12 protein-coding genes are annotated in these 13,252 nt (G+C 48.1%); 6 read left to right on the top strand and 6 right to left on the bottom strand.

Translation table 11 applies throughout. The features are described 5' to 3' along the window. Window positions 1-5 precede the first annotated feature (5 nt). The 3 genes from RHEIN_RS17530 to RHEIN_RS17520 all read right to left on the bottom strand — a co-directional run bounded on the left by RHEIN_RS17530 (window position 6) and on the right by RHEIN_RS17520 (window position 2,946). A complete protein-coding gene (locus RHEIN_RS17530; RefSeq protein ID WP_008900320.1) occupies window positions 6-890 on the bottom strand; it encodes a pirin family protein in 885 nt (294 codons plus the stop codon). 155 nt (window positions 891-1,045) lie between these two features. Next, window positions 1,046-1,546, bottom strand: a complete 501-nt coding sequence (locus RHEIN_RS17525) for a methylated-DNA--[protein]-cysteine S-methyltransferase (protein WP_008900319.1) — start codon at window positions 1,544-1,546, stop codon at window positions 1,046-1,048. Beyond that, window positions 1,543-2,946 (bottom strand): AlkA N-terminal domain-containing protein, encoded by a 1,404-nt coding sequence (locus RHEIN_RS17520; RefSeq protein ID WP_008900318.1) that lies wholly within the window; start codon window positions 2,944-2,946, stop codon window positions 1,543-1,545. Before RHEIN_RS17520 ends, RHEIN_RS17525 begins: the two co-directional genes overlap by 4 nt. 204 nt (window positions 2,947-3,150) lie before the next feature. Between RHEIN_RS17520 and RHEIN_RS17515 the strand changes: the two genes are divergently transcribed. The 5 genes from RHEIN_RS17515 (at window position 3,151) to RHEIN_RS20550 (ending at window position 10,665) form a co-directional block, all read left to right on the top strand. Then, the gene (locus RHEIN_RS17515; protein ID WP_008900317.1) at window positions 3,151-4,482 is read left to right on the top strand and encodes a PP2C family protein-serine/threonine phosphatase; all 1,332 of its coding nucleotides are present in this window, start codon (window positions 3,151-3,153) and stop codon (window positions 4,480-4,482) included. 11 nt (window positions 4,483-4,493) lie between these two features. Next, the gene (locus RHEIN_RS17510; protein WP_008900316.1) at window positions 4,494-4,991 is read left to right on the top strand and encodes an STAS domain-containing protein; all 498 of its coding nucleotides are present in this window, start codon (window positions 4,494-4,496) and stop codon (window positions 4,989-4,991) included. 76 nt (window positions 4,992-5,067) lie between these two features. Next, complete coding sequence (locus RHEIN_RS17505; protein ID WP_008900315.1) at window positions 5,068-5,535, top strand: VOC family protein; 468 nt, start codon at window positions 5,068-5,070, stop codon at window positions 5,533-5,535. 224 nt (window positions 5,536-5,759) lie between these two features. Continuing rightward, window positions 5,760-7,667, top strand: a complete 1,908-nt coding sequence (locus RHEIN_RS17500; RefSeq protein WP_008900314.1) for an extracellular catalytic domain type 1 short-chain-length polyhydroxyalkanoate depolymerase — start codon at window positions 5,760-5,762, stop codon at window positions 7,665-7,667. Window positions 7,668-8,001: 334 nt separating this feature from the next. After that, the gene (locus tag RHEIN_RS20550; RefSeq protein ID WP_008900313.1) at window positions 8,002-10,665 is read left to right on the top strand and encodes a CHASE domain-containing protein; all 2,664 of its coding nucleotides are present in this window, start codon (window positions 8,002-8,004) and stop codon (window positions 10,663-10,665) included. Window positions 10,666-10,699: 34 nt separating this feature from the next. Here the strand turns inward: RHEIN_RS20550 and RHEIN_RS17490 are convergent, their stop codons facing one another. Both RHEIN_RS17490 and RHEIN_RS20545 read right to left on the bottom strand, forming a co-directional pair. Continuing rightward, a complete protein-coding gene (locus RHEIN_RS17490; RefSeq protein WP_008900312.1) occupies window positions 10,700-11,173 on the bottom strand; it encodes a hypothetical protein in 474 nt (157 codons plus the stop codon). Window positions 11,174-11,244: 71 nt separating this feature from the next. Next, window positions 11,245-12,255: a hypothetical protein gene (locus tag RHEIN_RS20545; protein WP_008900311.1), complete on the bottom strand. Its 1,011-nt coding sequence runs from the start codon at window positions 12,253-12,255 to the stop codon at window positions 11,245-11,247. A gap of 73 nt (window positions 12,256-12,328) precedes the next feature. Between RHEIN_RS20545 and RHEIN_RS17480 the strand changes: the two genes are divergently transcribed. Next, window positions 12,329-12,676 carry a HopJ type III effector protein gene (locus RHEIN_RS17480; RefSeq protein ID WP_008900310.1) on the top strand — a complete coding sequence of 116 codons (348 nt, stop codon included), beginning with the start codon at window positions 12,329-12,331 and terminating at the stop codon, window positions 12,674-12,676. A 132-nt stretch (window positions 12,677-12,808) separates the two neighbouring features. Here RHEIN_RS17480 and RHEIN_RS17475 read toward each other — a convergent pair whose 3' ends face one another. Further along, window positions 12,809-13,201 (bottom strand): response regulator, encoded by a 393-nt coding sequence (locus tag RHEIN_RS17475; RefSeq protein ID WP_008900309.1) that lies wholly within the window; start codon window positions 13,199-13,201, stop codon window positions 12,809-12,811. Window positions 13,202-13,252 lie beyond the last annotated feature (51 nt).

Below are 13,252 nucleotides of genomic sequence, written 5' to 3'. Positions count from 1 at the left end.
AGATCTCAGGTTGATTTATGAATAGCTATGGTTTTGGCCTGTTGGTTATTGGTCAGAGTTCCGGCCTGATAATCACGGATAGCCTGCTCAATTTCCTCTGGCTTATTCATCACAAAAGGACCGTATTGCACCACAGTCTCGCCTATGGGTTTAGCTGCTAACAGGATAAAACGAGCTTTGCCCTGTGCCGAGACTGTGACTGTGTCACCATCTGTTAATACTGCGCCGTGATGATTGGCTACCTTTAAGCCTTCCACAAAAACCTCGCCTTCAAAAGGATAGAGATAAGCGTTGTGGCCCACTGTGACAGGTAAAGTCAGACTTTGGCCTGCTTCTAACTGTACGTCCAGATACAAAGGTTCGGTGGATAAGCCAAAAATAGGACCACGAACAATGTTGCCATTCAGCTCTGTTTCGCCTGCTATCACTTTGACAAAACTTTGCGGCGTTAAATTTATCAGCGGAATATCCACAGCCGGAATATCAACATAAGCCGCTTCTTTCATTTTTTCTGCGGCTGGCAAATTGATCCACAGCTGAAAACCACGCATCAGGCCAGACTCTTGTTGTGGCATTTCTGAGTGGATAATGCCACGGCCTGCGGTCATCCACTGCACACCACCACTGGTTAAATGGCCTTTGTTGCCCAAATGATCTTCGTGCAGCATATGACCATCGAGCATATAAGTAACGGTTTCAAAACCACGGTGTGGATGAGCCGGGAAACCTGCGATGTAGTCGTCGGCTTTGTCTGAGCCAAAAGCGTCCAGCATTAAAAACGGGTCCAGTCGCACAGCCTGGCTTTGGCCCAGACTACGTTTAATTTTTACGCCAGCGCCGTCAGACGCCAGCATGGCAGGGATCAGTTGTTTTAAAGTACGGGCTGTCATAATTACTTTACCTGGTTAGTAGCTGTTGATAGGTCTATTAAAACAGCTCTTTAATCGAAGCAATAGCGGATAGTTTTGCTTTAAATGTTCGAAAAATTTGAACCTTCCCCGTCGCTGCGGGGATTGATTGATGCGGGCGACCATAAAGGTCGCCCCTACGGAGCTATGCTGGCTTCCAGCTGAAACAAGCCCAAGGCCTGCGCTGCGTTTTGTTCATGTTTCAGCAGCCAGTCTTTGCGCTCTAAGCCGCCGGCATAGCCTGTTAAGGTGCCATTGGCTCCTATCACTCTGTGGCAGGGCACAATGATGGTCAGTGGGTTACGGCCATTGGCTGCACCTACGGCCCGCACTGCTTTTGGGTTATTCAGTGCATGGGCAATATCGCTGTAGCTACGCAGCTGTGCAAAAGGAATTTTGCTCAACTGCTGCCAGACCGCTTGCTGGAAATCCGTGCCAATGGCGGCTAAGGGCAAATCAAATTGCTGCAGGCTTCCTTTGAAATACGCATCAAACTGGGCTTTGCAGTCCTGCAGTAACATATCGTTGCTGTGATCCGAAGCCTCTGCAGCGTCGCGAAACAAAATTGACTCAATCCCCTTGGCATTTGCAGTGACAACCAAGGCTCCTAAAGGTGTTGAAAATTGCAGTTGTTTCATTTGATGTCCTCCGTTATTGCAGGGCGGGATAAGCTAAACCACAGTTGAAAGGTGGCATAACTGCGCCAGGGAGCCAGTTGCTCTGGTGTGATATCCCCATGGCGTTTTAAGGCTTTTTGCACGCCTAAATCACCCCCTAACCAAATATCCGGATCGGCAAGGCCACGCATTTTGCTGTAGGCCACAGTCCATGGCCCTATGCCTTTAAGTTTTAACCAGTCATCCGGTGTACTTTGTGGTTCTGCAATTACGGTAGCGGCCAGTTGTTTTAAGGTATCGCGTCTGGCTTGTGGCACTTTAAGCATTAAAAGCTCGTTTTGACTGATAGTTTCTGGGGTAGGGAATAGCTTTTTCTCTGGATCATCAGCCAATGGTTCTGCTAATTCTGCCAGTAAACGGTTCAGTTGAGTTCGGGCTCCCTGCACACTGACTTGCTGACCTAAAATAGCCCGTACTGCGGCTTCAAAAGGACTCCATAAACCCGGCAGCCGTAAGCCTGGTTCCAGAAAGTCGCCAAACACAGGTGCAAGCTGCTGTTCTATCTGTGGCATATTGGCATCTAAATCGGCCAGTTGGCGAATACGTTGCAGCACAGAGGTCAGCTCCTGCTGGCTGGGCCAATGCAGTTTTAACTGCATCACACCTTCTTTGACCGGACTTAACTCAAACCAGCCATGCACCAGTCCTTCTGCTGTTGGCCAGCTAAAAGTTCTGCCATAAGCATCACCTTTCACCCACTCCATGCCATCCAAAGTACGCTGACGCCAGAAATCCAGCTGAGCTTGCCAGTTTAAAGGCGGCCTGTAACTAAGTTGTAATTCAATCACTGAAGAGTGTCCTGTCATTTTTTTACGGCGAATTTGGCTTGGGTTTAGCAGCAACTGCTGCTTAAAGGCATCGTTAAAACGCCGGATACTGTGAAAACCAGATAAAGCGGCGATCTGATGCACGGGCAATTGGCTTTGATGCAGCAGCTGCTTAGCCAAAAGCACTTGTTGATACAAAGCATATTGTTTGGGCGCAACCCCTAAATGTTGCTGAAACAGCTTACGTAAATAACGTTCGCTGATGCCAAGGCGCGAGGCTAAAGCGGCCTGATCGCCATGGACCAAAGCTCCTTCTGCTATCAGTTTTAAAGCCCGCCGGACACTGGTTTCCACGCCCAACCAGGCGGGCGACTGTGGCGCACTGTCGGGTCTGCAACGTAAACAAGGTCGGTAACCCGCAGCCGCGGCCGCTGCTGCACAGGAAAAATAACTCACCTGATGTTCAGCCGGAGACTTTGCCGGGCAAATAGTGCGGCAATAAATACCAGTACTTTTTACCGCAATAAAAAACAGGCCATCAAAACGACTGTCACGCGATAAACGGGCTTGTTGACAGACCAGGGGATCCAGCATGGCGAAGACTCATCAGCAGAAACTAAACAGAGTGTAACTTGGCGGAGGAAAAAAAGCTGGCCGGATCCGGCACTGAAAGAAAAGGGTTTTCTGAGCTGGATAACAAAACCCGGACTGCAGGTTAATTACAGGCGGCTATAGTTAAGCTATGCCTCTGCACTTCTTCAACTCGTGCGAACAGACATTAATGTGAAGGAAAGCTGTATGGAACAACACTTTAATGCCCAGCCAACTCAAGGCTCTGATGACGATGAACTGTTGTTTGCCGTTGATGCTGAAGCGGATGACGATCAGCAACCCTGCTGGACAGTACTTATTGTCGATGATGAGCCAGAAATACATCAGATCACCTTATTAGCGCTGCGTGATTTTACTTTTTTACAGCATAAACTGCAGTTTATCAGTGCTTACAGTGCCGCCGAAGCCAGGGATATTCTGGAAAGGAACAGCAATATAGCGCTGATACTGCTGGATGTCGTGATGGAAACTGACGATGCCGGCCTTGTACTGGTACGCTACATTCGTGACCAGCTACAAAACCAGCTGGTGCGTATTATTTTACGTACAGGTCAGCCGGGTCAGGCGCCTGAGCATCGTATAGTGCTGGATTATGATATCAATGATTACCGCTCTAAAACTGAACTGACAGTGCAGCGCCTGACGACCAGTGTGGTGTCTGCGTTAAGAGCCTATATGGCGATTGAGCAGTTGGCGCAGCTGAACGCCAGCCTTGAGCAGCAAGTTCAGGCCAGAACAGAGCAATTGCAGAGCAGTAATCAGCAGTTACAGCATTCATTGGCGGAACTGGAAGCGGGTGAAAAAGCCGGCAAGCAGGTGCAGTTTAAAATGTTACCACCGCCAAGTTTCCATTGTGCTGAGTATCAGTTTTGCCATGCCTTGTATCCATCTGAATTTATGAGTGGTGATTTTGTCGATTATTTTGCGGTCGATGAGCATAAGGTGGCGTTTTATATTGCTGATGTGTCAGGCCACGGCGTGGCATCTGCCTTTGTGACTGTGTATCTGAAGCGTTTTATCAGCGCTAAACTGGAACGTTATCAGCGTGGCACCTGCGACCATATTATTGACCCTGCTGCTGTTTTGGCTGAATTAAACAAAGAGCTGCTGAAAGAAAAAATCGGCAAATACATAGCCTTATTTTATGCGGTGCTGGACACCCGGACTGCAGAAATAACCTATGCCAATGCAGGGGCTTTTCCCTGGCCTTTGCTCGTGCAACAGCAGCATGGCAGCTATCTGGAATTAAAAAGTACTCCAGTGGGTATGTTTGATTTTGCTCATTACACGAATCACCGCTTGTTGATACAGGAAAACAGCAGCTTAGTGTTGTGGTCCGACGGTGTGTTAGATGTATTGCCACAACAAAACACAGAGCAGAAACTGCAGTATTTATTGCAGGTCAGTGCAGAACAAAACGACATTGCCGCTTTGCTTAAGGCTTTAGCCATAGATCCAACCCAGCCTTTACCAGACGATTTAACTATACTGAAGTTAACCCGTCACTCACGCAAATAAAGAGTAAAACTATGACGACACCACAAGATCAAATTCTGTTCGCCTGCGTTGAACACTGCTGTTATTTTAAATTATGTGGTGAGCTGCGTTACACCAATGCCACCGGCATGGACGATTTGGTTGAACGGTTGTTTTCTGCAAAACTGCAGTGTAAACAAGTGGTGGTGGATTTAAACGAAGCCAGCTTTATGGACAGCACCTATATAGGTTTACTGGCCAGTCTGGCGCGTTATTGTCAGCAGCAAGATTTACCCAAACCCACTTTGTTTTGCACTGTGCCTGCGGTCAACGAATTGCTGTTTAGCCTCTGTCTGGATCAGGCTTTTGATATTGTGCAGCAGCCTACAAATCAAGCTGTTGATATGACCAGCGTTCAGGCCCAGCCCTACAGCGATCAGCAAAAAGGCCTGATGATCCTGCATGCACACGAAGCACTGATTGCGTTGAATGAAAAAAACAAGACAGAGTTTCAATCCGTGGTCGATGTACTCAAACAGCAGTTAGCCTGATTTGATGCAGCCTGTTGCTCTCTGACTATACTGATAGCGTTTTAAAGGTCCTGTGTATGATCAAAAGGAGAAACTTATGTCCGATGTTCAGGCTATTCCAGCGGGTTACGCTGCAGTATTGCCTTATCTGGTGATTAAAAATGCGGCTGCGGCATTTGAGTTTTATCAAAAGGCTTTTGGTGCCGAAACCATAATGCGGATGAATATGCCATCCGGAGCTGTGATGCATGCTGAAATGCGTATCGGCAGTGCCACATTTATGTTCAGCGAACAAAATGATCAATGGGGTACTAAAAGTCCCGATATGCTGGGCAACAGCCCTGTGACTTTGATGCTTTATGTGCCCGATGTCGATGCCTTTGTTGAACGGGCTGTAGCTGCTGGTGCTGCGTTAACCATGCCGGTGTCGGATCAGTTCTGGGGCGATCGCAGTGGTTGTCTGCAAGACCCTTTTGGTCATCTGTGGATGATTTCTACTCACGTAGAAGATGTATCTGAAGAAGAAATGGCAAAACGTTCTGCACAGATGTTTGGGCCCCCGTGATCTCAGCAGTCATCATAAAATAGTTGTTCAACAAGGGCGCAGCAATGCGCCCTTGACCTTTGTGCTCATTGCTCACAGCACTAAAGTACTACCGCGCTTTTTAGCTGTTCCATCTATAGTTTTTTTCACGCCAAAGCCTGCTGCTGTAGTTGCTAACGAACAAACAGGGAAGGGCTGCGTTGCTTCGGTGTTCATCAAAACAATAAAGATAAGGAACAGACAAAGTGCAAAAATATTCTTACCCTCTGGCGGCTCTGTTAGCGCTGGGCCTCTTCTCTTCACCTGCTTTGGCCGGTAGCTGGCAACAAAATCAGGCAGTTGGCGGCTTTAACAAAGTACATTTATATACCCCGGATTCAGTATCTTCTATTGGTCAGGGCCGGGGCTTACTGGTGGTATTGCATGGTTGTACTCAGTCGGTTGATGCTTATTTAACCGCCAATCTGGCGCAAGCGGCTGAGCAATATGGTTTAGTGATCGCAGTACCTGATGCAATGAATAAAGCGGGTTTTGGCTGCTGGTCCTACTGGCAGGGTACCAGAAACCGCAGTAGCGGCGACTATAAAAACCTGGTCAATCTGGCCACTGCCTTAATGGCCAACCCAGGTTATCAGATCGATCCGAACCAGGTCTATATTGCCGGTTTATCCTCTGGAGCCTCTTTTGCCCATACCACAGCTTGTATTGCACCTGATATTTTTGCAGGTGTTGGCGTTAGTGCAGGCCCAAGCATAGGCACCAGTTCTAACGGTGCTCTTGGGCCTTGTGAAACCGCGGATGTTGCGACACGTTGTAACCAATATGCAGGCAGTTATGCCAGTCATTTCAGCAGCCAGATTGCCTCTATTGCCCATGGCCGTAACGACACTACAGTGAACCTTTGCTACAACGAGCAAAATGCCACAGGCATGGCTGATTTATACAATGTAAGCCGAATCAATGGCGAAAATCTGATCAGCAACGGCACGGGCCGGACTGCAGATGAAACACTGTGGCAAAACGGCCGGGTGTCTATGTTATGGCTCAATAGTGTGGATCACGCCTGGTCTGGTGGTCAGGGCGCCAGCGGCTCTTATATCAATGGCAACGGTATTAACTACGCCAGTTATTTAGGGCAGTATTTCCGCGACAATAACCAAAGGGTAAACCGTAACAGCGCGCCGGAGCTGACCCAGATCAGTGTCAGTCAGGGCTCGAATCAAATCAGTGTCAGTGGGAAAGCAACAGATGCCGACGCAGATCCCATCAGTGTCAACGCCAGTTTTAATAACAGCATGAACCAGACGGTGAGTGTCAGCGCAACGCCCAACACTACAGGCAACTTCAGCCTGACCAGCCCGGTTTTAGCCAATGACTGGTATCAAGTGACAGTGACAGCCACTGACAGTGAAGGGCTGGCGAGTAACCCCTACAGCACTTCGGTTCTGCTTGGTCCACCACCTCCTGCCACTGCGCCAGAGCTGAGTGAACTTGCTGTGAGTGTTGAGGGCCAATGTGCGACAGTTACAGGAAGGGTGTTTGATTTAAATCGCGATTTGGCTTCGGTCAGCGTTGAATTCAGTACCGGCACTGTAGCTGCCACTTTGAACGGCGATTTATTTAGTGCACAGCGTTGTGCTCTGGCTGGAGGTAACAATACGGCTTTAGTCACAGCACTGGATGCCGGAGGCTTGCTAAGTTCGGAATTAGTTAACTTCAGCATAGATGCGGGGCAAAACGCGACTCTGGATCAGCACATTGCTGCGGGCCGGTTAAATTACACCAACTATGCCAACTGTTATCTGGAATACAGCACCGCCAGTTTTATACTGCGTGAACAGCTGGTTACAGGCAACCAATGCCGTTGGCAGGATAATGACGCCAGTTGTTTTGGCCCCACTCAAAGTTGCAGCAGCGCAGGTGGAGGAGAGGATGGTGGCGATCCAACACCACCACCAGCAGATTGTGTGCAGTTCAGTACCAATAACTACAGCCACAAACTGGCAGGCCGGGCCTATAGTTCCGGTAATCCTTATACGCCAAATTATTTCGCGACCGGCAGCAATACAGCACTGGCAGGTTCGACCTGGGGGGTCAGTGTTTTATCTTCCACCAGTGCAGGTTATTGGCAAGTGGGGGCTTGTCCGCAGTAGTTAAATTGCCGCTAAGTGGTGGCTCAATGAAAACAGGGTAAGATCCAAAGTCTTGCCCTGTTTTTATCTGAAACGGCAGCCAAAAATAACTCAATCTGTCTTCAGCACACTGGATTTATTGGCTGAAGTTTGTGGCTTGAGCTATCTTAGGATTGAGATCTTTGAATTGAATATAAGTCACTGACAAACAGTCAATAATTGTTGGTGCAAACCGCTACGCTGAATCAAATAATCACAAGGCGGAAAAACGTTGTTTTAGTCAAATTAAAGCTGTGTATGCCTTCACTTGGTTGGGCAATGCCGGGCTTACCTTTTCAGCGAAATGCGGTAGCAGATGACAGTACTGAACCTGACCATACCAACCCCCATTATGCATGTGCTTTCCTTTACCGGAAAAATCGCTTTGCTGTCTTTTGCTTACCTGCTCAGCGGTCAACTGGCAATGCTGCTGGCGGTACCTCCGGGCTTTATCAGCGCTATTTTTCCTCCGGTGGGGATTGCTCTGGCCGCTGTGTTGATCTGGGGTTACCCTATGTTGCCCGGGGTTTTTCTTGGCTCTACCTTGCTTAACCTGAGCATAGCTGCCAGCAGTTTCGAACAATTAAGCTGGCAACACCTGCCTGTCGCCTGCGGTATAGCTTTGGGCACCACAATCCAGTGTCTCTGTGCTTCATGGTTGATCCGTCAAAGGCTTAGCTTCCCTAATCCTTTAACGGAAGACCGCAGCATTATGCAGCTGCTTCTTATCGGCGGACCACTGACTTGCCTGATCAGTGCAAGCATAGGAACCTGGGTGTTGTACTTTCATCAGATCATTACCCCTGCCCAAACCATATTCAGCTGGTGGAGTTGGTGGATAGGCGACAGCATAGGGGTTATGATTGCTACACCGTTGGTCTTTATTGTCTTTGCCAAACCGCGTGAAATATGGCGTAGCAGGGCCGCCACTGTAGGCCTGCCATTAGTGTTCAGTTGTGCGCTGATGATGTTGCTGTTTTTCCGTACCAGTGAAGGAGAGCAAAACAGGCTACAACAGCGCTTTCATGAGCAATCCAAATTAATGGCACAGAGCGTCAAATCACGCATTGCCTTGTATGGCAGCTCGGTTGCGCCAATAGAACGGTTTTTTGCTGCATCAGACGAGGTTAGTCAGCAAGAGTTTGCCATCTTTGTTGACGCCATGGCGAAAAATCATCCAGGGATCCGTGCTCTGAGCTGGAACGCCAGAGTGACTTCAGAGCAACGTCAGTCTTTTGAAGCCGGGATCCAGACCAGCAGTCCCCTTGGCGTGGTGATCAGCGAACTTAATGACAATGATCTACTGGTGCCTGCAGCGAACAGAACAGACTATTTTCCTATCACTTTTATAGAGCCTCTGGAAAAAAATCTCAATGCAATAGGCTACGATGTGGGTTCAGATCCTTTACGTCGAAGCGCTATGCATCTCGCAGCCGACAGTGCTACTGCACAACTGACAGCTCCGCTGGAGCTGATTCAGGATCAGAGACGAAAGACTGGCATGCTGCTGTTTTATCCCGTTTATACAAAGGCACAACCGCCAACTTCTGTCAGCGAACGCCGCAGCTCACTGCGAGGTTATGTGGTGGCTGCTCTGCATATAGCTGATGTGATTGAGTCTTCCCTGAGTGACTATCCGGCAGACAGTTTCCAATTAAAGGTCGACGACATTACAGACGGCCATGCACAGGCTGTTTTCAGCAAGCTGACAACCGCACTTCCAGCCTATGCAGCACCACTGGTATGGCAGCAAGACTTTGATATTGCCGGTCGCCGGTTCAGTATGGAAGTATTACCCAGCGAGCAGTTCCTCAGGACCCAGAGCAGTTTGCAACCCTGGGCCATTCTGGCCGGAGGTTTGTTGTTGTGTAGTCTGCTTGGTGGTTTTCTGTTGTCTGTGACTGGAAGGGCCGAACAAGTCAGGCGACTGGTCCGGCAACGGACTCTGGAACTGAGCGGGATCCTGGATAATGCCGCTGAAGCTATACTGATCTTCGACTCTTCAGGCACCATTGAACGCGCCAATGCCGCCGCACAGGAGCTGTTTGGCTACAAACAATTCCAGCGGCTACATATAGGCACTTTGTTGCCCGAATTTCATCAGGCCAGTCCACTCTTTTTGCAGAACCGGCAAGGACGTTCTATCGAGGCTGCAGGTGTGACTGCGGAAAAAAAACTGCTGGAACTGGAAATCAGCCTGAGCAGTTATGCCTTGCCTGGGCACATCTGGTTTATCTGCCTGTTGCATGACATCAGTGAACGGAAAAAGGTAGAGCGGCTGAAAAGCGAATTTGTTGCTACAGTCAGCCATGAGCTCAGAACCCCGCTGACCTCCATTAAGGGCTCCCTTGAACTGGTAAATGCTGGTGTGCTCGGATCTATTCCTGAAACAGCCGGCACCATGCTGCGCCTTGCACAGAAAAACACCGAACGGCTGGTACTGCTGGTGAATGACATTCTGGATATCGAGAAACTTGAATTGGGCGAAGCCAGCTTGCCTCTTAGCCTTACCGATTTACGCGAACTTCTAGAGCAGGCACTGGCCCAAAATCAGGGTTATGCCGACAATTTTTCTGTACGTCTCAGCCTTGACTTGCACGAACTGCCTGCAAGTGTGCTGGTAAGTGTAAACCACCAGCGCCTGCAGCAAGTGCTGAGTAACTTAATCAGCAACGCTGTGAAGTTTTCAGCTCCAGGTACTGTGGTGCAATTGAGTGCTTGCCTCAGGGATCATGACGTAATGATCAAGGTTTGTGATCAGGGCCCAGGCATTTCGCAGGAATTTCGCTCGCGGATTTTCCAGAAGTTTGCTCAGGCCGACGGCTCGGATTCCCGCCAGCGTGGCGGCACAGGTTTGGGACTCAGTATCTGCAAAGAACTGATGGAGAGGATGAACGGCACTATAGGTTTTGACAGTGTGGAGGGGCAGGGCAGTACTTTTTATATCACCTTACCGTTGCAAACTCCGGCTTCAGATTGAACAGAAGCATCTGGAAAAGATCGGGCCAATAGTGTTATTTCACTAAACCAGCAGCAGACCATTGAAGTAGCTTGTTGTATTGTTGTTGATTGATGCCATAACCTTTCAGCGGAATAATCTCTGTTTTATCGATGTTTTCTAAACTTAGTTTTAATAATTTGGCGTTAGGGGATAACTCAAAACAGCTGATCTCATTCCAGCAATAACGCTTCATACCTGATACCGGGTCACCAAATTGAATGCCTTGCTCACTGGCAGCAAAAACGCGTTGTGGCCTGATCCCCACTTGTATTGAAAGTACCAAAGCTATAGCTGGCCCCATTACAATCACAGCAACCAGTTTCCCTGCATTGCTATTCCCTGTACTAAGAACATCAGAGATGTAGTGGTAGCCGATAAAGGTTACAGTCCACAGGGCGATATTCAGCAGGATGATTTTCAGCGCTTTTATACCTGCACTTTGGCTTCGTTCTCGCAGTTCAAATTCCACTTTTTTATAACTTTCCATAGGCTTAGGCTATGAAAATACACTACATAGTTGCAGATCTAAGGTCAATCATTGAGGCAAAGCTCTGTACCTCACACCTTTAAATCAATCTGCTGCAATAAGCCCACCTCTTTATCTTCAGTGATAAAAATTGAGCTGCGCTCCAGTCGGCCTTGTATTTCGTCTTTGTGCCTTAAGGTAAAAGGAGTGGCGACAGAATCGACACTCAGTGCTGTGACGCCCATGTCTTTTAAGCTGTACAAGCCTTTTTCTTCAGGGCGCCATAACCATAAGCTTTGCCAGATAGGATCTTGTTGATCGATCAGGCCGTTTTCGTCTTGGTCAAAAGCTGCCAGTTCGGCAAAACCTTTGCCTGTGGTGGGGCCAAATAGTTCGCTGCCTGAATCCACCACGCCATTGGCATTGCTGTCTTTAACCAGATAATACTGGCCTTGTGCAAGTTGCTGAATATGTCTGGCATTGTCTGTCAGATGAAAAGCTGTAGTTTGGCCTGTCAGTTCCACAGGGCGGCCGTTAAAACTCATGACCAGCGGATCTTTCATTGGCTGTTCTGTGCGTTCGCTGTAGCTGAATTCTTCATAGCTCATGGAAAATTGCATCGACCAGCTAAAACTGCTGCCATCCTTCAGCGCTACTGAACCTGAAAAATCAGCACTGACGGCTTCGTACCTATAGGACCACTCACGAATGGTGACGCCTGAAGCATTTTGATTTTCAAGCTGGTCTGGCTCTGTTGTGGTGGCCGGGCCATTCAGAGCCTGGTTTAATTCTGCCGGGTCTAGCCAGCCTTTTAACTCTTCGCCTGTCAGTTGTTCCAGTAAACGTTTGATGGTGCCAATGGAATACACAGCGTTAAAAAGACCATCGTCACTCTTAGCTTCTTTCACATCTGCGGCTTTTGACGCTGGCATATTTTCAGAAGAAATCACATTAGCCGAAGGTAACAGAGAAGTCTGAGTTAAACTTCTGTTATCCTTTGTTACAGTTAAGCTGTCATTTCGCTCTGGACTCACAGTGCGACCTGAATACAATAACTGCTGACTGCTGGAGTTCTGTTGTTGCTTGATGCTGAGGATTTGCATTTTGGCTCCCCTCTTACTTGGGCTTAACGACTATATCGACCAGGATTGTACAAACTTTAACCAGGGTTCAATTATGTTAGAAAATTTTTTCCGTCAGTTGACGACAGATCCAGACAGCATTAGCTTTCAGCAAAGTATAGAGTTGATTGATAACTTATATGACTTTGCTGAAACTGCGTTTCAGAACGGCGATAAACACAATGCTGCCGGTGAGAATAATGGCTCTTGTAAGATTTTAGCTTTTGCCTTGTTGCACCGTTTGTCAGAGCCTCAGGCTTTGCAGATGTTTGGTGATTATTACCGCAAAGACGTGTTATCCAGCCCTACAGGCTCAGATCACGCCAATATCCGTCAATTTATGCAACACGGCTGGGATGGCATTGAATTCAGCGGCCAGGCGTTAAAGCCAAAATCCATTTAGTCATTATGCAACACGGCTGGGATGGTATTGAATTCAGTGGCCAGGCGTTAAAGCCAAAATCCATTTAATCATTATGCAACACGGTTGGGATGGTATTGAATTCAGTGGCCAGGCGTTAAAGCCAAAATCCGCTTAAGCGGATTGGGCCTGGGGCAAGTTGCAGATACGATTCATCGTTGCCTGAATTTTTTGTGGGGTAAAAGGTTTTGCCATAAAACCACTGGCTCCTCCTTCAACACTGCGTTTTACATTTTCCACAGTGCTGTGTGCTGACATAATGACCACATGGCACTTGGGGTCCAATGCTTTAATGCGGCCTAACAGCTCATGACCGTTACTGTCCGGTAATTCAATATCCAAAAAAATCACATCATGATGATCTGTGCTGATAGCCATCAAAGCTTGTTGGCCTGTACTGGCTTCTGACACTTTTTCAGCGCCCATAATACGCAAATTTTGATTTAAGAAATAACGAACTGAACTGACGTCATCGACGATCAGGATAGAAGATTGATCTATAGTCATGCGCAACATCCTTGCTTGGAGCATTTACCTGACTTAAGCATGTCGTGATTC

This window comes from Rheinheimera sp. A13L (assembly GCF_000217935.1).
Taxonomy (GTDB): Bacteria; Pseudomonadota; Gammaproteobacteria; order Enterobacterales; family Alteromonadaceae; genus Pararheinheimera.
The sequence above is the reverse complement of the archived record's forward strand: the minus strand, read 5'-3'. Positions and strand labels throughout refer to the sequence as shown.